The sequence below is a fragment of the Dechloromonas sp. H13 genome, from assembly GCF_009469615.1.
Taxonomy (GTDB): Bacteria; Pseudomonadota; Gammaproteobacteria; order Burkholderiales; family Rhodocyclaceae; genus Azonexus.
The window spans coordinates 556,415-579,243 of the sequence record NZ_SSXX01000001.1 but is presented as its reverse complement, the minus strand read 5'-3'; the positions used below and the strand labels follow the sequence as shown (position 1 = coordinate 579,243).

The window sequence follows — 22,829 nt, the reverse complement described above, 5'->3', positions numbered from 1 at the left end:
TTATCCACAGATTTTGTGGATAGTTCGGAAACCTTTTGGCGCGGTGCAGGATTGGGTGCAAAAGTTAAAGTGAAATCTTAGATTCGGGCGCCCGGTTTGCTGCGGCGCAATGAAAAATGGCCTGTCGAACAGGCCATTGGATTGGGACAGCTTACTTGACGCGCATGCCGGGCCGGGCCCCGGAATCGGGTGCCAGCAGATAGATTCCCGGCGTCTTGCCTTCGGTGTCGGAGGCCGCCAGCACCATCCCTTCTGAAAGGCCGAACTTCATCTTGCGCGGCGCCAGGTTGGCGACCATCACGGTCAGGCGGCCGACCAGCTGCGCCGGGTCGTAGGCCGCCTTGATGCCGGCGAAGACGTTGCGCGTTCTTTCCTCGCCGAGATCCAGCGTCAGCCGCACCAGCTTGTCGGCGCCCTCGACGTGTTCGGCGTTGGCGATGCGGGCGATGCGCAGGTCGACCTTCATGAAATCGTCGATGGTGCACAGATCGCCATCCGCGGCCTCGCTCCTGATCTCCTTCTGCTGGTGCTCGGCATGGCGCTGCTGCGACTGGGCCTCCGGCGCCGGCGCCAGCGATTCCTTGTTGGCGGCGATCAGCTTCTCGATCAGCTTGGGGTCGACGCGCGTCATCAGGTGTTCGTAGGCGTCGATGGCGTGGCCGGCGGCGAGCAGGCTCTGGCTGTCGGTCCACTCCAGCGGGGCGATGTTGAGGAACTTCTCGACCTTGCCGGCGACGACCGGGAGAACGGGCTTGAGCAGCACGGTGAGCAGGCGGAACAGGTTGAGCGCATTCGAGCAGGCGGCGTGCAGCTCGACTTCCTTGCCTTCCTGCTTGGCCAGTTCCCACGGCTTGACGCTATCGACGTACTGGTTGGCGGCGTCGGTCAGCAGCATGATTTCGCGCATCGCCTTGGCGAATTCGCGGGCTTCGTAGAGTTCGGCGATGCGGCCGGCGGCTTCCTGGATGGCCTTTATGGCCGGCAGCTTTTCGTCGGCCGGCGCCAGTTGGCCGTTGAAGCGCTTGGCGATGAAGCCGGCCGAGCGGCTGGCGATATTGACGTACTTGCCGACCAGGTCGCTGTTCACGCGGGCGACGAAGTCCTCGAGATTGAGGTCGATGTCCTCCATGGTCGCCGACAGCTTGGCGGCATAGTAGTAGCGTAGCCATTCCGGGTTGAGGCCGGTGTCGAGGTAGCTTTGCGCGGTGATGAAGGTACCGCGCGATTTGGACATTTTCGCGCCGTCGACCGTGAGGAAGCCGTGTGCGAAGATCTTCGTCGGCGTGCGGTAGCCGGCGTGCTGCAGTTCGGCCGGCCAGAACAGGGCGTGGAAGTAGAGGATGTCCTTGCCGATGAAGTGGTAGAGCTCGGTCGGCGAATCGGGCCTGAAGTACTCGTCGAAATCGAGGCCGTTCCGGGCGCACAGATTCTTGAATGAACCCATGTAGCCGATCGGCGCGTCGAGCCAGACGTAGAAGTACTTGCCCGGCGCGTCGGGAATCTCGAAGCCGAAGTAGGGCGCGTCGCGCGAGATGTCCCAGTCGGTCAGCTTGTTCTCGCCCGGTGCGCCCAGCCATTCCTGCATCTTGTTGGCGGCTTCGTTCTGCAAAACGCCGTTTTCCCGGCTCGTGTACTGGCGCAGGAAGGCCTCGCAGCGCGGGTCGGAGAGCTTGAAGAAGTAGTGCTCGGAGCTGCGCAGTTCCGGCTTGGCGCCGGAGACTGCCGAGTAGGGTTCGATCAGGTCGGTCGGCGCATAGGCAGCGCCGCAGACCTCGCAGTTGTCGCCGTACTGGTCCTTGGCGTGGCACTTCGGGCATTCGCCCTTGATGAAGCGGTCGGGCAGGAACAGCTGCTTGACCGGGTCGAAATACTGCTCGATGGTGCGCGTTTCGATCAGCTTGGCGGCCTTGAGCTTGCGGTAGATGTCGTTGGCGTAGAAGCGGGTTTCTTCCGAGTGCGTGCTGTAGTAGTTGTCGAAGCCGACCAGAAAGCCCGAGAAGTCGCGGTAGTGCTCGCCATGCACGCGCGCGATCAGCTGCTCCGGCGTGATCCCTTCCTTCTCGGCGCGCAGCATGATCGGCGTGCCGTGCGTGTCGTCGGCACAGACGTACCAGCATTCGTTGCCGGACATCTTCTGGAAGCGCACCCAGATGTCGGTCTGGATGTATTCGACGAGGTGGCCGAGGTGGATGGCGCCATTGGCGTAGGGCAGGGCGGAGGTGACGAGAATCTTGCGCGGCATGGCGTGGCGAAAATTGAAATAAACTGCGATTTTACCGCGAGCCCGGCGATAATCGGGCTTTGCGGTATACTGTACAAAATTGCTCGGGTATTTCCCGGCAGCCCACCACCCCCGGAGTTTCCATGAGTCTCACAGAACAGCAGATAAGGACCGCCCTCGCGGCTGCGGTCGACCCCAATACGGGCAAGGATTTCGTCGCCGGCAAGGCGGTGAAGAATATCAGGATCGACGGCGCCGACGTTTCCTTCGACGTCGAGCTCGGTTACCCGGCGAAAACGCAAATCGACGCCATCCGCAAGCAGGTGATCGCCGCCGTCCGCGCTGTGCCGGGCGTCGGCAACGTGTCGGCCAACGTCTTCAGCAAGATCGTCGCCCATTCGGTGCAGCTCGGCGTCAAGCTGCTGCCCGGGGTCAAGAACATCATCGCCGTCGCCTCCGGCAAGGGTGGCGTCGGCAAGAGCACGACGGCGGTCAACCTGGCGCTGGCGCTGGCCCAGGAAGGCGCCCGCGTCGGCATCCTCGACGCCGACATCTACGGCCCCTCGCAGCCGCAGATGCTCGGCATCGCCGGCCAGCAGCCGGAATCGAAGGACGGCCAGAGCATGGAGCCGCTGGAGGCCTACGGCCTGCAGGCGATGTCGATCGGCTTCATGGTCGACGTCGAGACGCCGATGGTCTGGCGCGGCCCGATGGTTGCCCAAGCGCTCGATCAGTTGCTCGGCCAGACCAACTGGCACGATCTCGACTACCTGATCGTCGACATGCCGCCGGGCACCGGCGACATCCAGCTGTCGCTGACCCAGAAGGTGCCGGTGACCGGCGCCGTGATCGTCACCACGCCGCAGGACATCGCCCTGATCGACGCGCGCAAGGGTCTCAAGATGTTCGAGAAGGTCAATGTCCCGATCCTCGGCATCGTCGAGAACATGAGCATCCACATCTGCTCGCAGTGCGGCCACGAGGAGCACATTTTCGGGACTGGCGGCGGCGAGAAGATGTGCGCCGACTACGGTGTCGAATTCCTCGGCAGCCTGCCGCTCGAACTGGCCATCCGCGAGCTGGCCGACGGCGGCAAACCGACCGTCGTCGGCGCGCCGGATTCGCGCACGGCTGAAATCTACCGCGCCATCGCCCGCCGCATCGCGGTCAAGATCGGCGAGAAGGCCAAGGACATGACCTCGAAGTTCCCCAACATCGTGGTGCAGAACACCTGATTTTTTGCACATCGCGGGCGATAAAGGCGGGTAAAATCCCGCCTTTATTTTTGTCGACCGCAGCAGGGAAAAATGGCCATCAAATCAGACAAGTGGATACGCCGCATGGCGGAAGAGCACGGCATGATCGAGCCGTTCTCGCCGGAACTGGTGCGCGAGGCCAACGGCCACAAGATCGTCTCCTACGGCACGTCCAGCTACGGTTACGACATCCGCTGCGCCCGCGAATTCAAGGTGTTCACCAACATCAACTCGACGGTGGTCGATCCCAAGGCCTTCGATCCGAAGTCCTTCGTCGAGATCGAGTCCGACGTCTGCATCATCCCGCCGAACTCCTTCGCGCTGGCCCGCACCGTCGAATACTTCCGCATCCCGCGCTCGGTGCTGACCGTCTGCCTCGGCAAGTCGACCTACGCCCGCTGCGGCATCATCGTCAATGTGACGCCCTTCGAGCCGGAGTGGGAAGGCTACGTGACGCTCGAATTCTCCAACACGACGCCGCTGCCGGCCAAGATCTACGCCGGTGAAGGCTGCGCCCAGGTGCTCTTCTTCGAGTCCGACGAGATCTGCGAAACGTCCTACCGCGACCGCGGCGGCAAGTACCAGGGCCAGGTCGGCGTGACGCTGCCCAAGATCTGACGCCTTCCGGTAACGATACCGACTTATTCTGTGACCCGCTGCGGCGGGTCGCCGCTTTTCAAGGATCCAACATGCGCTTCCACTTCCCCATCATCATCATCGACGAGGATTTCCGCTCGGAGAACGCGTCGGGCCTCGGCATCCGGGCGCTGGCTGAAGCCATCGAGAAGGAAGGGCTGGAGGTGCTCGGTGTCACCAGCTACGGCGACCTGACGTCGTTCGCCCAGCAGCAGTCGCGCGCCTCGGCCTTCATCCTGTCGATCGACGACGAGGAGCTGGCGATGGAGCCGGAAGAGACGCTCGCCGAGCTGCGCGCCTTCGTCGGCGAGATCCGCCACAAGAATGCCGAGATTCCCATCTTCCTGCACGGCGAGACGCGCACCAGCCGCCACATCCCGAACGACATCCTGCGCGAGCTGCACGGCTTCATCCACATGCACGAGGACACGCCGGAATTCATCGCCCGCAACATCAAGCGCGAGGCCAACGCCTATCTCGACAGCCTGCCGCCGCCCTTCTTCCGCGCCCTGACGCACTACGCCGCCGACGGCTCGTATTCCTGGCACTGCCCCGGTCACTCGGGCGGCGTCGCCTTCCTGAAGTCGCCGGTCGGCCAGATGTTCCACCAGTTCTTCGGCGAGAACATGCTGCGCGCCGACGTCTGCAACGCGGTCGAGGAACTCGGCCAGCTCTTGGACCACACCGGCCCGGTCGCCGCCTCCGAGCGCAACGCGGCGCGCATCTTCAACTCGGATCATCTGTATTTCGTCACCAACGGCACATCGACCTCGAACAAGATCGTCTGGCACTCGACGGTGGCGCCGGGCGACATCGTCGTCGTCGACCGCAACTGCCACAAGTCGGTCCTGCATTCGATCATGATGACCGGCGCGGTGCCGGTCTTCCTGATGCCGACGCGCAACAACTACGGCATCATCGGCCCGATCCCGAAGAGCGAATTCGCCTGGGAGAGCATCCAGAGGAAGATCGACGCCAACCCCTTCCTCGCCGACAAGGCGATGAAGCCGCGCGTGCTGACCATCACCCAATCGACCTACGACGGCATCCTCTACAACGTCGAGGACATCAAGGAGATGCTCGACGGCCGCATCGACACCCTGCACTTCGACGAGGCCTGGCTGCCGCATGCCGCCTTCCACGACTTCTACGGCGACTACCACGCGATCGGCGCCGACCGCCCGCGCTGCAAGGAATCGATGGTCTTCTCGACGCAATCGACGCACAAGCTGCTGGCCGGCCTGTCGCAAGCCTCGCAGATCCTCGTCCAGGACGCCGAGAACCAGAAGCTCGACCGCGACATCTTCAACGAGGCCTACCTGATGCACACCTCGACCTCGCCGCAGTATTCGATCATCGCCTCGTGCGACGTCGCCGCGGCGATGATGGAAGAGCCGGGCGGCACGGCGCTGGTCGAGGAGTCGATCGCCGAGGCCCTCGACTTCCGCCGCGCGATGCGCAAGGTCGACGAGGAATGGGGCGCCGACTGGTGGTTCCGGGTCTGGGGCCCGGACGACCTCTCCGAGGAAGGCATCGAGGAGCGCGAGGCCTGGATGCTGAAGCCCGGCGAGCGCTGGCACGGCTTCGGCCGGCTGGCCGACGGCTTCAACATGCTCGACCCGATCAAGGCGACCATCATCACCCCGGGCCTCGACGTCGATGGCGATTTCGCCGACGACATCGGCATCCCGGCCGCCATCGTCACCAAGTACCTCGCCGAGCACGGCGTCATCGTGGAGAAATGCGGCCTCTACAGCTTCTTCATCATGTTCACCATCGGCATCACCAAGGGCCGCTGGAACACGCTGGTGACAGCGCTGCAGCAGTTCAAGGACGATTACGACAAGAACCAGCCGCTGTGGAAGGTGCTACCCGAATTCGTGCAGAAGAACCCGCGCTACGAGCGCGTCGGCCTGCGCGACCTGTGCTCGCAGATCCACAACGTCTACAAGCAGAACGACGTCGCCCGCCTGACCACCGAGATGTACCTGTCGGACATGGTGCCGGCGATGCGCCCGGCCGACGCCTTCGCCCGGATGGCGCACCGCGAGATCGAGCGCGTGCCGGTCGACGAACTTGAAGGCCGCGTCACCGCCGTGCTGCTGACCCCGTACCCGCCCGGCATCCCGCTGCTGATCCCGGGCGAGCGCTTCAACGCGACGATCTGCAGCTACCTCAAGTTCGCCCGCGAATTCAACGCCCGCTTCCCCGGCTTCGAAACCGACATCCACGGCCTGGTCAAGGGGGCGGATGGCCGCTACTACGTCGACTGCGTGCGCTGATTGCTGTCATCGGCGGCCTGGTCCGTCGCATCGGGTCTCACACGCCTGATAGCCCTTTTGCTATGCTCCTGAAAAATCCGCCGTTCGTCGAAGTGCCGGCGACCGGCAGAGCATAACGAAAGGGGTACCCCATCGACTTCCTCGCGAGAATTTCCGGCGGCCCGCACGGCGACAAACGCTGGCGCGCCTTCCTGCTTGCCGTGGGCGCCTACCTGGTTGCTTCGCTGCTGTTGTTCCTTGGTCATTTCGCCGGGCTTATCGGCCTGCATGGCCTGCTTGCCAGCGTCGCACTGATCGCCATTGTTAACCTGGCGCTGCTTGCCGCGTTCAAGCTGAAGTTCAACGAGCGCTTCGCCGACCCGGCCCTGACGCTCGCTCAGACGCTGGCGGCGATCACGGTGATCATGTTCGTCGCCTATCACTTCGAGCGTGACCGCAGCCTGGTGCTGGCATGGTGCCTGGTCGTCATGCTGTTCGGCGTATTCCGTTTCAAGCCGCGCGATTTCGGTACCACCACTCTGTTCATGCTGGCCGGCTACGCGCTGGTCATCAACCTCCTGATGAGCCTCAAGCCCGACAAGGTCGATGTGTACATCGAGTGGTATCAGTGGGCCTGGCTGGCGCTGCTGTTGCCGCCGTTCGCCTGGATCGGGGCGCGCATCGGCGTGATGCGGGCGCGCATCATGCGAGCCAATGCGGAACTGGTCAATGCGCTGGCGACCATACAGGACATGGCGACGCACGATTCGCTGACCGGCCTGCACAACCGCGCCTCGATGACCGATGCGCTCGAGCATGCGGTCAACATGGCGCGGCGCAACGACGAGGGGCTGGCCATCTTTTTCATCGACCTTGACGGCTTCAAGTCGGTCAACGATACCCTCGGTCATGCGACGGGTGACCAACTGTTGCGTGAAATCGCCCAGCGCCTGCGCGCGAGGGTTCGCCAAAGCGATCTGGTGGCGCGGCTCGGCGGCGACGAATTCGTCGTGATGGTCGAGACCATCTCCGACCGGCTTGGCCTGCAACTGCTGGCTTCAAAGCTGCTCACCGCGATCGCTGAACCGATGCAGCTTCAGGGTCATGAGGTCACGGTGACGGCGAGTATCGGCATCGCTGTATTCCCCGACGATGGAATCGATGTGTCGACCCTGCTCGCCAATGCCGATATGGCGATGTATCGCGCCAAGGCGCTCGGCCACAACCGCGCCACAGAGTATTCGAGCGATCTCGGCGAGAGCGTCGTCGAGCGTTTCGAAATCGAGAAGGGGCTGCGCGAAGGCCTGCGCAACGACGAATTCCGCCTCTACTATCAGCCGAAGATCGAGTTCAGCTCCGGGAAGCTGCTGGGCGTCGAGGCGCTGATCCGCTGGCACCATCCGACGCTGGGCGTGCTTGGACCCGACCGCTTCATTCCCGTCGCGGAATCCAGCAATTTCATCATCGCGCTCGGGAATTGGGTTATCGAACAGGCGTGCCGACAGGCCAGTGCCTGGCAACGTGCAGGCCTGCCGCACTTTTCGATCGCCGTGAACCTGTCCACCAACCAATTGACCGATCCGTCGCTGGCCGAGCACGTCGCCGGGGCCTTGCGGGCCAGCGGCGTCGATCCCTCCATGCTCGAATTCGAAATCACCGAAACGGCGGTGATGAAGAACATGGCCGAGGCCACCGCCCTGCTCGAGTCCCTGCGCGCCCTCGGTGTTCGCCTCGCCATCGATGATTTCGGAACCGGCTACTCGTCGCTCGCCTACCTGAAGGAGTTGCCGGTAGATGTCCTCAAGGTCGACCGCGCCTTCGTCAAGCATCTCCCGCACAGCCGCGACGATCTGGCGATTACCCGCGCCGTGATCGCCATGGCGCACGGCCTGTCGATGACGGTCGTCGCAGAAGGGGTGGAAGCGCAGTGCCAGTTCGATTCGTTGCGCGACGAGGGCTGTGACGAGTTTCAGGGCTTCTATTGCCGCCCCGCGATGCAGAGCCATGATCTTGAAGCCTTGCTCAACCGTCATGGACTGGTGATTCCGGCGCAGACGTAAAGTGCTTCGGTTTTGCCACTTTTTTGCGGTCGACCGCAACAGGCGCCGGAAATTAGGTGTCAGCCTCGCATGACGACACGCAAGCTCACACCCAACCGATAGAAAGTACTTCAAACACCGCTTTCTTGCTGCCAAAGATGCTTATGGCGAATAGCGCCGCACCGATCAGCAGGCCGGCCCAGAATACCCAAGGGTTGAATGCAGACGCGATGAACAACGACCACCCGCCGGCGCCCAGGAATGGGCAGCCCGCGACAAGGTGAATCGCGCGGGCGATGCGCTCCATGAGCAACAGCTTTGATTCCGACATGGAGGCAGGCAAGAGGCCTTCCTGCCCGAGAGTCTCATAGCCGGTGGCATTAGCGGCAAAGCCGCATGCGCCGCAATGGTCGGTGCACGGCTGGTTGATCGTCCGGCAACGATGGCATTGCCAGCGGTAGTTGGGTTGGGGCTGCACTACAAGGTTTGGAGAGTGTTCGGGTTTGGCTGGCTCCTTTGATTTAAAACTGTGTTCTGACCCCTGTTGTTGTGCCGCAGAGTCAAGAATCTGCAAGTTGTATGTTGCAACGGTGACGGAGTCCTCTGTGAAGCCTGGTAGGACACTGCATGCTGGGCCACCTCCCACCTCTTCTGCTTTGAGCGACACGAAGTACAGCCCGTGACCGTCTGACCTGCTCACGAAGTGCTGGTTGAGTAGATCTACGATTTTGTGAGACCAGGCTATGAGCTTGTCGTAGTCAGACGTCTCGAGTGGTCGTTCGGCTTCGATCGAGCGAATGGTTCCACGGTGCAGGACGTATCCACATTTGCTATAGAGAGTCTTGAACTCCGCGAGAGTCAGTGCGTTAGGTTTTGAGTTCGCAACATAGCTCCAGCCGTCAGGAGTCTTTGTCGTAGTTACGCACTGCGGGAATGCGTGTGGGTGATGTCTGTGGAGCAGGCCCATGATCCGCTCGGCATTCCATTCCTTTGATGCTGCGGATGATCTCGCGACAGCCAAGTCTCCGTGCAGTTGGAGGCAGCCGAGAGCAAGAAGCTCACATATGCGCCGATACTGGAGATAGCAATACTCGAAGGCGTAGGGTGGTGTCAGATTCAAGTGCCCGTTGCAGGCAGCAGATACCAAGTCCAATCGCACAACTACCTCATGCATCAGCTTGAGGTAGTTGTGAACGGCGCTGGCTTCATCAAACCCGTGCATGCTCGCCTGTACGGTGCGTCTGCCGCCTAATGTTTGAATTCACCGAACTGCGCGGGTTTTCGAAAGGCAAAAGGAGGCGGGGTCACATTTTTTCTCAAGCTACCCGGCGACGATAGGTCACGAATGCAAAACCGTTCCCATCGGTTTTTGCCGTTTTTTCCCAGTCGACCGCAGCAATCTCCGGGAACCACGCATCGCCGTCCGGTTCCTGATCAACTTCGGTGATTTCGAGGCGGTCGGCAACGGCCATTGCCTGCGTGTAAATTTGTTCGCCGCCAATGATGAAGGCGACGGTTGCGGTTGACGCCAGTTGCAGGGCATTTTCCAGCGAGTCGGCGACTTCGGCGCCGGGGGCGGCGTAGTCGGGCTGGCGGGTAATGACGATGTTGCGCCGGCCGGGCAGCGGACGGAAGCGCGGCGGCAGCGACTCCCAGGTCTTGCGGCCCATGATGACCGTGTGGCCGGCGGTCAGCGCTTTGAAGTGCGCCATGTCTTCCGGGATGTTCCAGATCAGATGGTTGTCGCGGCCGATGACGCGGTTCCTGGCGACAGCGGCGATGATGACGATTTCGGGCATCTCGGCTTTCAAGGGCGGGCGGCGATGGCGTCGCGGTAGAGGGTGACGTAGTCGTGGGCGGCGTGTTCCCACGAGAAGTCGCGGCGCATGCCGTTCTGCTGGATGCGATGCCACAGCTTGCGGTCATGCCAGCTGCGCGTCGCGCGTTCGAGCGCCAGCCACAGTTCGTGCGGTGTCGCGTCGGCGATGACGAAGCCGTTGGCGGTCTTGTCGGCGAGCGTCGCGTCATTGACATCGACGACGGTGTCGGCCAGCCCGCCGGTGGCGCGCACGATGGGCGGCGTGCCGTAGCGCAGGCTGTACATCTGGTTCAACCCGCAGGGCTCGAAGCGCGAGGGCATCAGGAAGGCGTCGGCGCCGGCCTCGATGCGGTGCGCCAGCGCTTCGTCGAAGCCGAGGCGGACAGCGATCTGGCCGGGGAAGCGCGTCGCCAGTTCGCGGAAGCCGGCTTCCATGGTCTTGTCGCCGCTGCCGAGGACGGCGAGCTGGGCCGGCAGCTGGGTGATGCCTTCGCCCAAGGTGAGGACGAGGTCGAGCCCCTTCTGTTCTGTCAGGCGGCTGACGACGCCGAACAGCGGACGGTCGGCGGCGGCGTCGAGCCCCATTTCCAGCTGCAGCGCGCGCTTGTTGTCGCGCTTGGCGGCCAGCCGGTTGGCGGCGTAGGACGCGGCGAGCGCGGGATCGTTCGCCGGGTTCCACAGCGTCGTGTCCACGCCGTTCAGGATGCCGCGCAGGGCACCGGCACGGTGGCGAAGCAGCGGGGCGAGGCCGTAGCCGAAAGCCTCGTCCTGGATTTCCTGAGCGTAGGTCGGGCTCACCGTCGAGAGCAGCGTCGCCAGCTGCAGGCCGGCCTTGAGGAAGGACAGCTGGCCGTGGTACTCGACGCTGTCGAAACGCCAGGCGTGCGCCGGCAGGCCGATGGCGGGCAAGAGGTCGGCGGCGAAGTTGCCCTGGAAGGCGATGTTGTGCACGGTGACGACGCTGGCGGCGCCGCCTTCGTAATGCAGCCAGGCCGGGGCGAGGGCGCTCTGCCAGTCGTTGAGGTGCACGACATCCGGCCGCCAGGCGAGCGGCGAGGCGGGCTGGCCGAGCAGGGCGGCGACCCGCGACAGCAGGCCGAAGCGCAGGCCGTTGTCGGCCTGGTCGTGGCCGTGGGGGTCGAGATACGGGTTGCCCGGCCGCGCGTAAAAGGGCGGGCAGTCGAGCAGGAGCAGCGGCAGGCCGTCGCCGGTTGCGGCGGCGAGAAGGCGGGCCGGCGGCAGGGCCGGGGCGAGCGCCGGCAGTTCGGCCACCACGCTCGCCTGCGGAAAAGCGGCGAGCAGGGGCGGGTAGGCGGGGATCAGCACGCGGACGTCGTGCCGGGCGCGATGCAATGCCGCCGGCAGGGCGGCGGCGACGTCGCCGAGGCCGCCGGTCTTGACCCAGGGCGCCATCTCGGAGGTGACGAAAAGGATCGACGGGTGACTCATGGCGTCTTCAGGGCGGCCAGCAGGCCGCGCGTCGAGGCGTCGAATTCGGCGGCGTCGCCAGTGCCTTCAAGCAGCGGGGTCAGCCGGCTGGCGAGCTGCTTGCCGAGCTCGACACCCCACTGGTCGAAGGAGTTGAGGTGCCACAGGACGCCGAGGCAGAACACCTTGTGCTCGTAGAGCGCCAGTAGCTGGCCCAGCGTGTAGGGAGTCAGGCGTGGCAGGACGAGGGTGGTCGACGGCTGGTTGCCGGGAAACAGCTTGAACGGCACCAGCGCCGGCGGCACGCCGGCGGCTTCGACCTCGGCGCGCGTCTGGCCGAAGGCGAGCGCTGCCGACTGCGCCAGGCAGTTGGCGAGCAGCTTGGCATGATGGCCGGCGAGCGGGAAATCGGCTTCGCGCAGGGCGATGAAGTCGCAGGGGATGGTCTGCCCACCCTGGTGGAACAGCTGGTAGAAGGAATGCTGGCCGTTGGTGCCGGCCTCGCCCCAGAGCACCGGGCAGGTCGCGACGCCAAGCGGCTCGCCGTCGCGGCCGGTCTGTTTGCCGTTGCTTTCCATTTCGAGCTGCTGCAGGTAGGCTGGCAGGAGGGCCAGCGACTGGCTGTAGGGCAGCACGGCGTGGGTGCCGGCGCCGAGGAAGTCGGTGTTCCACAGGGTCAGCAGGGCGAGGGTCAGCGGCAGGTTCTCCGCGGCGGGGGCGGCGAGAAAATGCGCGTCCATGCTCCGTGCGCCCGCCAGCAGCTGTTCGAAATGCCGCCAGCCGACCGCCAGCGCGATCGCCAGGCCGATCGCCGACCACAGCGAGAAGCGGCCGCCGACCCAGTCCCAGAACTCGAAGACGTTCTCGGCGGCGATGCCGAATTCCCAGGTGGCGTCGCGGTTGGTCGACAGCGCGACGAAGTGGCGGGCCACGGCGTCCGCGTCGCCGGCGGCGGCGACCAGCCAGTCGCGGGCGGTGCGGGCATTGGTCAGGGTTTCGAGCGTGGTGAAGGTCTTGCTGGCGACGATGAACAGGGTCGTGCGCGGGTTGAGTCGGGCGAGAAGCGGGGCGATGTCGGCGCTGTCGACATTGGCGACGAAATGCACCTCGATGTCCGGCTGTTGCCAGGCCGCGAGCGCCTTGACTGCCATGCGCGGCCCGAGGTCGGAGCCGCCGATGCCGATATTGACGATGTCGGTGATGCGCTCGCCGGAATAGCCGCGCCAGCGGCCGCCGTGGATGCTGTCGCAGAAGCGCTGCAGGCGCCCCAGCACGGCGCGCACTTCGGGCGGCGCCTGGTCGCCGGCGCGCAGGGCCATGTGGCGGACGGCGCGCCCTTCGCTGTGGTTGATCGGCTCGCCGGCCAGCATGCGGGCCTTCCAGCCGTCGAGGTCGGCGGCGGCCGCCGCCTGGCGCAGCAGGGCGAGCGTTTCGCCGCTGACGCGCTGCTTGGAAAAGTCGAGCAGCAGGCCGTCGTGGCGCAGCGAGAAATTCTCGAAGCGTTGCGGGTCGGCGGCGAACAGGTCGCGCAGATGCCGCGGGCGCAGCGCTTCGGCATGCGCCGTCAGGGCCCGCCAGGCGGGCGTGTCGGAAAGTTTCATAGCCAGATCATCAGGCCGGGTTCGAACTTGTGGGTCAGCGCCGGGTGCGACGGGAAGATGCGGATCTGGTATTCCAGCTTGCCGCACAGCTCCGGCGTCAGGTCGATGGTGTACAGCATTTCGCCGTTGCCGGTCGGCCCCTCGCTGTTCAGCGGGTAGTGGCGCGCGCGCCGACTGAAGCTGCCGTTCGGCCCCGGGCGGCCGATCAGTGCCTCGACGGTGACATCGTCGGGGTCGAGGCCGTTGAGCTGGACGGCGACCCGGAGCTGTAAAGAGGTGCCGAAGGACAGGCGGCGCTCGGGGGTGTCCAGGCGATGCAGGCGGACGCCCGGCCAGGCGGCGCGCACCCGGGCCTTCCAGGCGGCGACGGTGCGGGCGACGGCATAGTCGTCGGCGGCGAAGCGGCGGCCGTGCAGGGCGGCCGGTGCGTAGAGCTTGCGGACGTATTCGGCGACCATGCGGATGACGTTGAAGCGCGGGGCGATGCTGGCGATCGACTGCTTGGCCATCGTCACCCATTCCGGCGAGTAGCCCATCGGGCCGGTGCGGTAGTAGGTCGGGATGACATGGTCCTGGAGCAGTTCATACAGCGTGCGCGCTTCCTCGGCGTCGCGCTGGGCTTCGTCGAGATGGCCGGGGGCCGGCTTGATCGCCCAGCCGTTGAGCACGTCGCCTTCGTCGTCGTAGCCTTCGCCCCACCAGCCGTCGAGCACCGAGAGGTTTAGGGCGCCGTTCATCGCCGCCTTCATGCCTGAGGTTCCGGAGGCTTCGAGCGGGTAGATCGGGTTGTTGAGCCAGACGTCGACGCCGGCGACCAGCGAGCGCGAGAGGTGCAGGTCGTAGCCCTCGACGAGCAGGATGCGGCCCTCGAACTCCGGGCGCTTGGACATCTGGGCGATCTTGCGGATGATCTCCTGGCCCGGCTGGTCGGCCGGATGCGCCTTGCCGGCGAACAGGAAGAGCACCGGGCGGTCGGCCTGCGCAATGATCTCGCTGAGCCATGCCGGGTCCTGGAAGAGCAGGGCGGCGCGCTTGTAGGTGGCGAAGCGGCGGGCGAAGCCGATGGTCAGGATGTTCGGGTTCTCGGGGTCGACGAACCTGAGCAGGCGGTCGAGGTGGGCCGGCGAGCCCTGGTTGCGCTGGTGCTGCTCGCGGATGCGGTCGCGCACCAGTTGCAGCAGCTGCGCCTTGAGCTGCTGGCGGATGCTCCAGAAGGTCGGGTCGGGGATGCGCGCGATGCCTTCCCAGGTGCCGGGCTCGGTCTGCCGCTCGCGCCAGCCGGTGCCGAGGTAGCGCTCGAAGGTCTCGAACCATTCGGTGGCGAGGAAGGTCGGCAGATGGACGCCGTTGGTCACGTAGTCCATCGGGTTCTCGTCGGGGTCGATCTGCGGCCACAGGTAGCGGCAGATGTTGGCCGAGACGTCGCCGTGGATGCGCGAGACGCCGTTGTGATGGCGCGAGCCGCGCAGGGCGAGGGCGGTCATGTTGAAGTCCGCTTTGCCCGGCTCGGCGCCGAGCGCCAGCAACTGCTCGCAGGGCACGCCGAGGGCGTGGCACCAGTGCGAGAAATAATGGCGGATCATTTCCTCGGAGAAATGGTCGTGCCCGGCCGGCACCGGCGTGTGCGTCGTGAACACGACCTTCGCCGCCACCGCCTCGACCGCCGCGGCGAACGGCAGGCCGCCGGTGACCAGGCTACGGATGCGTTCGAGGATCAGGAAAGCGGCATGGCCCTCGTTGATGTGCCAGACCGTCGGTTTGTGGCCGAGGGCGGCGAGGGCGCGCACGCCGCCGACGCCGAGCAGGATTTCCTGCTCGATGCGCGTCGTCCGGTCGCCGCCGTAGAGGCGATGGGTGATCTCGCGGTCGTGCACGCTGTTTTGGTTTAGCCAGGTATCGAGCAGGACCAGCCGGACATGGCCGGCGCGCACTTCCCAGACCTTGGCATGGACGATGCGGCCGGGGAACTCGATGTCGACGATCACCTCGCGGCCGTCGGCATCGTGCACCGGCGTCACCGGCAGGTCGTCGAAATCGGAGTCGGTGTAGGTCGCCTGTTGCTTGCCGTCGGCGTCCAGCGTCTGGTGGAAGTAGCCCTGGCGGTAGAGGAGGCCGACGCCGATGAAGGGCAGGCCCATGTCGCTGGCCGCCTTGCAATGGTCGCCGGCGAGGATGCCGAGGCCGCCGGAATAGATCGGCAGGCTCTCGTGGAAGCCGAACTCGGCGCAGAAGTAGGCGATCAGGTCGTCGTCCCGGAACGGCCGGCCATGGACATGGGCCATGTTGGGCAGTTCGTGGTAGGTGTCGTAGGCCGAGACGACGCGGTTCAGCGTGCCGAGGAAGACCGGGTTCTCGGCGGCGGCTTCCAGGCGCTTCTGGTCGGCGCGCTTGAGGAAGGCCTTGGGGTTGTGGTTGGTCGCCTTCCACAGCTGGTTCGAGAGCTGCGCGAAGAGCGAGCGCGTCGGCCGGTCCCAGCTGTACCAGAGGTTGTTGGCAAGTTCCTCCAGGCGCTCCAGGCGGGCCGGAATCTTCGGATTGACTTCGAGTTTGTAGACGGTTCCGGTCATGTTTCGCTCGGTGCGATGGTCAGTTGAAGGCGCAGGGTGCAGTCGTCGGCGGGCACGGTCCAGGTGATGCTCACCTCGACTGCCTGCATGATTTTCTCAAAGCCGGCCTCGCTTTGGGAGACCGTCTGCTGCGGTCGACCGGCGATTCGGGCCGAATTCGGGGTATGCAGCAGCACGTGGCCGCCGAGCACGCCGTCTTCCAGCGTCAGCGCGTTGGCGGCGACGAGGTCGAGCGGCTGGCCGAAGCCGCCGGGAATGCTGCCGTCGGCCAGCACGTAGCGGCCGAGGAAACCGTCGCAGCTGGGCATCGCCAGGTTGAGGCGGGTCGTCATGCGGCGCCCGGCCAGACCGCGGCAGTGCCAGGCGACGGTTGCGGTCGACCCGTCGAGGGCGAAGGTTTTCACCAGGCCGGGGCGCGTGAATTCGGGCGCGGCCGGGGCGGCGCGGTAATCGGCGATGGCTGCGCCGTCGAGTTCGTCCAGCCAGAGGGCGCGCGGCAGGATGTCGGGAACGATGTCGTCGGCGCTCACCGGGTGCTTGAAGCGGACGATGTCGTGCGCCGAGGCGATGCCTTCGCCGTGGTGTTCGCTCGGCGCGTTGCCGATGCGGTCGTGATAGTGCTCGTGGTAGCGGCGCAGGGTGTCGCCGAAATTGTGGGCGAGCGGGTAGCTGAGCAGTTCGTGCGCGGCGCCCAGGCCGTCGTCGCGCAGGGCGACCTGCAGCTGCCCGCTGTGCGTGAGGATTTCGGTTTTGCCGTCGAAATCGAGGTCGACCGCAACCAGTGGCGGGCGCGGCTGCAGGGCGTCGAGTCCGGCTTCCAGGGCGACGAGGTTGCGCCAAACGGCGCGCCGCAGGTGCGGCAGGTAGAGGCCGCCGAACAGGCCGTGCCAGTAGGCGTCGTTGGCCTGGGCGCGGTAGAGGTCGGCGGTCAGTTCGGCCGCCGCCGCCGGCAGCGCCGCGAGGCGGGCGGAGAGCGCCTGCATGCGCTTGTGCATCCAGTTGGCTTCCGGGTAGCGGGTCAGGAAGTTGCGCCAAATGCCGCCGCGCACGAAGGGGCGGTGCAGGTCGCCGCGCCCGGCGGCCTTTTCGCCGGCGAGCAGGTTGGTGTAGGCGGCCGCCGCCGGCATCGGCAGCGTCCATTCGTTCATCTCGCTGTACGAGGTGGTCGGCAGGTAGACGATGCCGCGCGTGTTCTGCCGGGCATGGAAGTCGGCGTAGGTGGCGGTGCGGATCAGCGGGCTGGCCAGCACGCCTTCGATCAGCGCCCTGAGCCAGCCGCGGTTGTAGACCCAGTCGTAGGTTTCCGGCCAGATGCCGAATTTCTCGATGTCGTCGAAATAGACGGCGGCGGCGTGGCCCTGCTCGGCCAGGCCTTCCAGGTAGCCGACGACCTCGTGTGCCGGCGAGAAGGGCAGGCGGTAGCGCAGGGCTTCGGAAATCGGGAAAAGGTCGAGCCGCGTGCCGTCGTCCTCGGTGCTGAAGTAGCCGTCCAGTTCGTCGGCCGTCTTGCCGGTGCAGAAGAAATGGTAGTCGTCGACGGTGACGTAGCGGATGCCGGTGGCGGCCAGCGCCGCCACCACGGACGATTCCCAGACGCGCTCGGTGAGCCAGGCGCCCTGGGGGCGGACACCGGTCCACGCGGCCAGCTTGTCGTTCAGGGTGCGCAGTTGGCCGATCCGGTCGCGCTGCGGAATGGCGGCGAGCACGGGTTCGGTGTCGCCCGAGCTGAACAGTTCGACCTGGCCGCGCCTGACCATCGCCGCCAGCCGGTCCATGTCGGCCGGGTGGCGCTCGCGCAGCCAGTCGAGCAGCCAGCCGGAGAAGTGCGCGGCGAAGCGGAAGTCCGGGTAGGCGTGGAGGGTTTCGATGAAGGGTTTGTAGCAGCGCTGGTGGGCGTCCTCGATGACTTCCGGGAAATTGCCGACCGGCTGGTGGGCGTGGACGCCGAGCAGAAGGGTGACGGGTTGATTCATTGTTCCGGTTTTCAGGTGGCGCGGCGCATTGTGCCGCCGCTTTCGGGCGAGCCGCCGCCGTGGCTGATCGGGTGGTCGAGGCCGACGGGCACCGGCAGGCGGAGCAGGCGATAGAGGGATTTGAGGTTTTCGCGGAAGAGGCCGTCGAAGCAGGCGACCGACTGCGGCGAGTTGTAGTCGCCGAGCCACCAGAACCAGTCGGAGCTCTCGCAGACCGCCAGGCGCCGCTCGACGGCGGCGCGTTCGTCGGGCGTCAGGCGATCGCCCTGCAGGGCGCGGTCGGCGCACTGCTTGACCTCGCACAGCAGATCCCAGGCGCGGTTCTTGTCCGGGTTGCCGATCCAGGTCGACAGCGTGCCATAGACCCAGCTGCCGGCGGTGAGGCGCGGCAAGCGAGTGCGTCGGGTGCGTTGCGTTGCGGCCGCCTGGCTCAGGGTCACGGTGCGGATCGCGCTGTTGTTCTCCAGCGTGTCGTAGAGATCGGAAAAGAAGTACCAGGCGTTGTACGGGTAGTACTCCCAGGCGTTCTCGCCATCGAGGAAGACCGGGATCAGGGCCTCCTTGTCGCGGATATGGATGGCCTTCAGTTCGGTCATGAAGTGCTGGGCGGCGTCGCGGCCGTGCCATCTGGCGTACTCGAAACCGATCAGGTCGGAGAGGTGCTCGTTGCGGAAGAACAGGGTGAGGTCGCCCGGCGTGCCCTCGGGGGGCTGCCACGGGATGGTTGTCGGCGCCTGGTTGCCGGCCGAGTGGCGGAGCACGCCGTGGCTGCTGGCCGTCCAGCGAAAGCCCGCGTCGCCGATCTGGTTGAGGAAGGGGGCCGACAATGCTCCTTCGGCGGGCCACAGGCCGCTCGGCGCCTTGCCGAAGCGCTGCGCGTGGCTGGCGACGGCGGCGGCCAGATGGGCCTGGACGCGGGAACGGCCGCCCGGATATTCCGGCGCCGAGGGCAGGGTGCTTTCGGGCCATGCCTCGCGGGCCGTCCCGAAGTCGATCAGCAGCGGCGCCAGCGGATGGTTGGCCGGCGTGCAGCTGAGCTCGACCTGGCCGCACTCGCCGAGGGCGCGATAGCGCGGGATCAGCCCGGCCAGCACGCCGCCGAGCTCGGCCAGCAGGCGCTGGCGGTCGGCGAGGGTGAAAGCGTCACCCTTGGCCATCAATTCCGGCACGACCTGTCCGTCGCGGCGCAGGCTCTCGCCGGTCCACGCCAGCAGGAACCAGGTTGCGAGATCGGCGTAGTAGTGGCCGGAAAGATAGCTCAGGGCGTTGGCGTCCTGCACCCGGACGAAGGCCAGCAGGTCGCGCAGCCGGCGATAGGGGGCGAAGGGCTCGAGCATGGTCGGCGCATGGCAGCGGAAGGCCATGTCGAGCAGCCAGGCGCGGTCCTCCGGGGTCAGCTCGTCGGGCGCCGGATGGGCAGCAATGCGCAGCAGCGGGTCCCGCCACTGCCGGGTGGCCAGTTGGTCGCAATAATCCTCGATCTGGTCGAGCAGCACCGGCACGAAGTTGACCGTGCACCGGACGCCGGGATGGCGCTCGAGGTGGCTGGCCATGTCGGAATAATCCTTGATGGCGTGTAACAGCACCCAGGGCAGGACGAAATGGCCGCTTTCCGGGTGCCGGTAGTCCGGCTGGTGCATGTGCCAGAGGAAGGCGAGGTCAGCCATGGCCTAGAGGTGGTTGGCGCCCTGGCCGAGCATTTCGGCGGTGACCAGGGTCACCCCCTTGGGGCTGACGAAGAAGCGCTTGCGGTCCTCGACCGGGTCTTCGCCGATGACCATGCCGGGCGGGATGCGGCAGCGCTTGTCGATGACGCAGCGCTTGAGCACCGCGTGGCGGCCGATCTCGACGCCGGGCAGGATGACCGAGTCCTCGACCTGCGCCTAGCTATGGACATGGACGCTGGAGAAGAGCAGCGAACGCTTGACCGCGGCGCCCGAGATGATGCAGCCGCCGGAGATCAGCGAATCGACGGCGGTGCCGCGCCGGTCGTCGTCGTCGAAGACGAACTTGGCGGGCGGCAACTGTTCCTGGTAGGTCCAGATCGGCCAGTCCTTGTCGTAGAGGTTGAGTTCCGGCGTCACCTTGGTCATCTCCATGTTCGCCTCCCAGTAGGCGTCGATGGTGCCGACGTCGCGCCAGTACGGCCTGTGATGGTCGCTGCCGACGCAGGATTCGCCAAAACGGTGGGCGAAGACGCGGTAGCGGTCGACGATGTAGGGAATGATGTCCTTGCCGAAGTCGCGGCTCGAGCCCTGGGTCAGGGCATCGCGCTGCAACTGCTCGAAGAGGAACTTGGCGTTGAAGATGTAGATGCCCATCGAGGCCAGCGCACGCTCGGGGTAGCCGGGAATGTGCGGTGGATGCTGCGGCTTCTCGACGAAATCGACGACGCGGTCGTTCTCGTCGACGCCCATCACCCCGAAGTCCCGCGCCTCGGCGAGCGGCACGTCGATGCAGGCGACCGTCATGTCGGCCTGGTGCTTGGCGTGGAAGGCCAGCATGCGGCCGTAGTCCATCTTGTAAATGTGGTCGCCGGCGACGATCAGCACGTGCTCCGGGTTGTAGCGGCGCAGGAAGTGCATGTTCTGGAACACCGCATCGGCGGTGCCCTGGTACCACTGCGTCTCGTCGATCTGCTGCTGCGCCGGCAGGAGCTGGATGAACTCGTCGAACCGCCCGTCGAGGAAGCTCCAGCCGCGCTGGATGTGGCGGATCAGGCTGTGCGCCTTGTATTGCGTGGCGACGCCGATCTTGCGGATGCCGGAATTGACGCAGTTGGAGAGGGTGAAGTCGAGGATGCGGAACTTGCCGCCGAAGGGCACCGCCGGCTTCGAGCGGAAGTCGGTCAGCTGCTTCAGCCGGCTGCCGCGGCCGCCGGCGAGGATGATGGCGAAGGTGTTGCGCGTCAGGTGGCTGATGAAGCGCATGTCCGTCTGGTCGCGCATCTCGCAGTAGGCCTGATGCGGGCATTGGGTGCTGTTCGGCATGGCGGATCTCCCTGTCCACTGTTTTAAGTCTTATGATACTGCGATAGGGGGAGCAAATGCAGTCATCGGATGCGCTTTATCTGTTCAACGAAGGGCGGAACTTCCAGGCCTGGCGCCTGCTGGGAGCGCACCCTGCCGCCGCCGGCACCGTCTTTCGCGTCTGGGCGCCCAACGCCGGCCGCGTTTCGGTGATCGGCGATTTCAACGGCTGGCATGGCGACGTGCATCCGCTGCATTCGCTGGGCGCCTCCGGCGTCTGGGAGGCGACGGTGGCCGAGGCCGGCCCCGGCAGCCTGTACCGCTTCGAGATCACCAACCGCCACACTGGCGACAAGCTGGTCAAGGCCGACCCCTACGCGCGCGGCTTCGAGCTTCGCCCGGGGTCGGCGGCCTACGTCGTGGCGCCGTCGCGGCACGCCTGGGGCGACGGCGACTGGCTGGCGCGGCGCGCCGGCTGGGACTGGCAGCGGGCGCCGGTAAATATCTATGAAGTGCACGCCGGCTCCTGGATGCGCCACCCGGACGGCCGTTGCTACCTGTGGCGCGAACTGGCCGAGCGCCTGATTCCGTACGCCGTGCAGCAGGGCTACACCCACCTCGAACTGCTGCCGGTCACCGAGCACCCGCTCGACGAGTCCTGGGGCTACCAGACCACCGGCTATTTCGCGCCGACCTCGCGCTACGGCTCGCCGGACGACCTGCGCGCCTTCGTCGACGCCTGCCATCGGGCCGGCCTCGGCGTCCTCCTCGACTGGGTGCCCGGCCATTTTCCGCAGGACGACTGGGCCCTCGCCCGCTACGACGGCACGGCGCTCTACGAGCACGAGGATCCTCGCCTCGGCCTGCATGCCGACTGGGGCACGCACATCTTCAACTACGGCCGCCACGAGGTGCGCAGCTTCCTGCTGTCATCGGCCCACTGGTGGCTGAGCGAATTCCATTTCGACGGCCTGCGCGTCGACGCCGTCGCCTCGATGCTCTACCTCGATTATTCGCGCAAGGAAGGCGAATGGCTGCCCAACCAGTACGGCGGGCGGGAAAATCTCGAAGCCATCGACTTCCTGAAGGAACTGAACGCGATGGTGCATGCCGAGTTTCCCGGCGCGCTGACCATCGCCGAGGAATCGACGGCGTGGCCGCAGGTGTCGCGGCCGACCTACGTCGGCGGCCTCGGCTTCTCGATGAAATGGAACATGGGCTGGATGAACGACAGCCTGCGCTATTTCGCGCGCGACCCGGTGCACCGCCGCTGGCACCACGACGAGCTGACCTTCGGCCAGATCTACGCCTACAGCGAGAATTACGTGCTGCCGCTGTCGCACGACGAGGTGGTGCATGGCAAGGGCTCGCTGCTCGGCAAGATGCCGGGCGACGACTGGCAGCGCCTGGCCAACCTGCGCCTGCTGCTCGCCTGGCAGATGCTGACGCCGGGCAAGAAGCTGATGTTCATGGGCGGCGAGTTCGGCCACGGGCGCGAATGGTCGGAGGCGCGCGAACTCGACTGGGGGATTGCCGGCGCGCCGGGACACGCCGGCGTGCAGCGCCTGTCGGCCGACCTCAACCGCCTCTACCGCGATCTTCCGGCGCTGCACACGCAGGATTTCGCCAGTGGCGGTTTCTCATGGATCGATTGCCACGACAGCGTGCACTCGGTGCTTTCGTGGCTGCGCTGGGGGCGCGACGGCAGTTTCGTGGTGGTTGCGGTCAACTTCACGCCGGCGCCGAAAACCGGCTACCGCATCGGCGTGCCACAGGCCGGCGCCTACCGCGAGATCCTCAACAGCGATTCGGCCTGGTATGGCGGCAGCAATCTCGGCAACGGCGGCGGGCTGGAGGCGTTCGCCGGCGCGTGGATGAACCGCCCTGCCCACCTGGTAATCACGATTCCACCCTTGGGGGCGGTGGTCCTGCAGCTTCAATGACCCGGCCGCCGGTTGCGGTTGATGCTGCTCCGCACAACGCTCCGGAGTCACGGCCGGTGCGGGTTTCACGACACAGACATAATGTTGCAGCAATACCCCTGTGCTAGACTGCCTGC

The 22,829-nt window shown here is 65.7% G+C and carries 15 protein-coding genes; 5 read left to right on the top strand and 10 right to left on the bottom strand.

The features are described 5' to 3' along the window. Positions 1-151: 151 nt before the first annotated feature. Positions 152-2,242 (bottom strand): methionine--tRNA ligase, encoded by a 2,091-nt coding sequence (gene metG, locus GH660_RS02870; RefSeq protein WP_153145055.1) that lies wholly within the window; start codon positions 2,240-2,242, stop codon positions 152-154. 122 nt (positions 2,243-2,364) lie between these two features. On the opposite strand from metG, the gene apbC reads away from it, so the two are divergent. From apbC to GH660_RS02850, 4 genes are all read left to right on the top strand, one after another. Further along, positions 2,365-3,456, top strand: a complete 1,092-nt coding sequence (gene apbC, locus GH660_RS02865) for an iron-sulfur cluster carrier protein ApbC (RefSeq protein ID WP_153145054.1) — start codon at positions 2,365-2,367, stop codon at positions 3,454-3,456. A 72-nt stretch (positions 3,457-3,528) separates the two neighbouring features. Then, the gene (dcd, locus tag GH660_RS02860) at positions 3,529-4,095 is read left to right on the top strand and encodes a dCTP deaminase (RefSeq protein WP_153145053.1); all 567 of its coding nucleotides are present in this window, start codon (positions 3,529-3,531) and stop codon (positions 4,093-4,095) included. 71 nt (positions 4,096-4,166) lie between these two features. After that, positions 4,167-6,395, top strand: a complete 2,229-nt coding sequence (locus tag GH660_RS02855) for an arginine/lysine/ornithine decarboxylase (RefSeq protein ID WP_153145052.1) — start codon at positions 4,167-4,169, stop codon at positions 6,393-6,395. Positions 6,396-6,595: 200 nt separating this feature from the next. After that, positions 6,596-8,434, top strand: coding sequence for a bifunctional diguanylate cyclase/phosphodiesterase (locus GH660_RS02850; RefSeq protein WP_153145051.1), 1,839 nt, complete (start codon positions 6,596-6,598; stop codon positions 8,432-8,434). A gap of 85 nt (positions 8,435-8,519) precedes the next feature. Here GH660_RS02850 and GH660_RS02845 read toward each other — a convergent pair whose 3' ends face one another. From GH660_RS02845 to glgC, 9 genes are all read right to left on the bottom strand, one after another. Further along, a complete protein-coding gene (locus tag GH660_RS02845; RefSeq protein ID WP_153145050.1) occupies positions 8,520-9,635 on the bottom strand; it encodes a hypothetical protein in 1,116 nt (371 codons plus the stop codon). Between the two features lie 94 nt (positions 9,636-9,729). Next, positions 9,730-10,212, bottom strand: a complete 483-nt coding sequence (locus GH660_RS02840) for a dihydrofolate reductase (protein WP_153145049.1) — start codon at positions 10,210-10,212, stop codon at positions 9,730-9,732. Positions 10,213-10,220: 8 nt separating this feature from the next. Beyond that, positions 10,221-11,681: a glycogen synthase GlgA gene (gene glgA, locus GH660_RS02835; protein ID WP_153145048.1), complete on the bottom strand. Its 1,461-nt coding sequence runs from the start codon at positions 11,679-11,681 to the stop codon at positions 10,221-10,223. Continuing rightward, positions 11,678-13,261 (bottom strand): glucose-6-phosphate isomerase, encoded by a 1,584-nt coding sequence (gene pgi / locus GH660_RS02830; protein WP_153145047.1) that lies wholly within the window; start codon positions 13,259-13,261, stop codon positions 11,678-11,680. The genes glgA and pgi overlap by 4 nt, the downstream gene beginning before the upstream one ends. Further along, positions 13,258-15,828: an alpha-glucan family phosphorylase gene (gene glgP, locus GH660_RS02825; RefSeq protein ID WP_153145046.1), complete on the bottom strand. Its 2,571-nt coding sequence runs from the start codon at positions 15,826-15,828 to the stop codon at positions 13,258-13,260. Before glgP ends, pgi begins: the two co-directional genes overlap by 4 nt. Beyond that, positions 15,825-17,801, bottom strand: a complete 1,977-nt coding sequence (locus GH660_RS02820) for an alpha-amylase/4-alpha-glucanotransferase domain-containing protein (RefSeq protein ID WP_153145045.1) — start codon at positions 17,799-17,801, stop codon at positions 15,825-15,827. The genes glgP and GH660_RS02820 overlap by 4 nt, the downstream gene beginning before the upstream one ends. Before the next feature lie 11 nt (positions 17,802-17,812). Further along, positions 17,813-19,468 (bottom strand): glycoside hydrolase family 57 protein, encoded by a 1,656-nt coding sequence (locus GH660_RS02815; RefSeq protein ID WP_153145044.1) that lies wholly within the window; start codon positions 19,466-19,468, stop codon positions 17,813-17,815. 3 nt (positions 19,469-19,471) lie between these two features. Beyond that, positions 19,472-19,630 (bottom strand): hypothetical protein, encoded by a 159-nt coding sequence (locus tag GH660_RS17970; protein WP_228276334.1) that lies wholly within the window; start codon positions 19,628-19,630, stop codon positions 19,472-19,474. A 54-nt stretch (positions 19,631-19,684) separates the two neighbouring features. Beyond that, entirely contained in the window at positions 19,685-20,791 is a 1,107-nt protein-coding gene (gene glgC / locus GH660_RS02810; RefSeq protein WP_228276333.1) for a glucose-1-phosphate adenylyltransferase, read from the bottom strand. A gap of 56 nt (positions 20,792-20,847) precedes the next feature. Between glgC and glgB the strand changes: the two genes are divergently transcribed. Then, a complete protein-coding gene (glgB, locus tag GH660_RS02805) occupies positions 20,848-22,713 on the top strand; it encodes a 1,4-alpha-glucan branching protein GlgB (RefSeq protein ID WP_153145043.1) in 1,866 nt (621 codons plus the stop codon). Positions 22,714-22,829 lie beyond the last annotated feature (116 nt).

What these genes read in the sequence shown, in the direction of transcription:
- metG (WP_153145055.1), bottom strand. Translation starts at nt 2,242, where the DNA reads ATGCCGCGCAAGATTCTCGTCACCTCCGCCCTGCCCTACGCCAATGGC.
- apbC (WP_153145054.1), top strand. Translation starts at nt 2,365, where the DNA reads ATGAGTCTCACAGAACAGCAGATAAGGACCGCCCTCGCGGCTGCGGTC.
- dcd (WP_153145053.1), top strand. Translation starts at nt 3,529, where the DNA reads ATGGCCATCAAATCAGACAAGTGGATACGCCGCATGGCGGAAGAGCAC.
- GH660_RS02855 (WP_153145052.1), top strand. Translation starts at nt 4,167, where the DNA reads ATGCGCTTCCACTTCCCCATCATCATCATCGACGAGGATTTCCGCTCG.
- GH660_RS02845 (WP_153145050.1), bottom strand. Translation starts at nt 9,635, where the DNA reads ATGCACGGGTTTGATGAAGCCAGCGCCGTTCACAACTACCTCAAGCTG.
- GH660_RS02840 (WP_153145049.1), bottom strand. Translation starts at nt 10,212, where the DNA reads ATGCCCGAAATCGTCATCATCGCCGCTGTCGCCAGGAACCGCGTCATC.
- glgA (WP_153145048.1), bottom strand. Translation starts at nt 11,681, where the DNA reads ATGAGTCACCCGTCGATCCTTTTCGTCACCTCCGAGATGGCGCCCTGG.
- pgi (WP_153145047.1), bottom strand. Translation starts at nt 13,261, where the DNA reads ATGAAACTTTCCGACACGCCCGCCTGGCGGGCCCTGACGGCGCATGCC.
- glgP (WP_153145046.1), bottom strand. Translation starts at nt 15,828, where the DNA reads ATGACCGGAACCGTCTACAAACTCGAAGTCAATCCGAAGATTCCGGCC.
- GH660_RS02820 (WP_153145045.1), bottom strand. Translation starts at nt 17,801, where the DNA reads ATGAATCAACCCGTCACCCTTCTGCTCGGCGTCCACGCCCACCAGCCG.
- GH660_RS02815 (WP_153145044.1), bottom strand. Translation starts at nt 19,468, where the DNA reads ATGGCTGACCTCGCCTTCCTCTGGCACATGCACCAGCCGGACTACCGG.
- glgC (WP_228276333.1), bottom strand. Translation starts at nt 20,791, where the DNA reads ATGCCGAACAGCACCCAATGCCCGCATCAGGCCTACTGCGAGATGCGC.
- glgB (WP_153145043.1), top strand. Translation starts at nt 20,848, where the DNA reads ATGCAGTCATCGGATGCGCTTTATCTGTTCAACGAAGGGCGGAACTTC.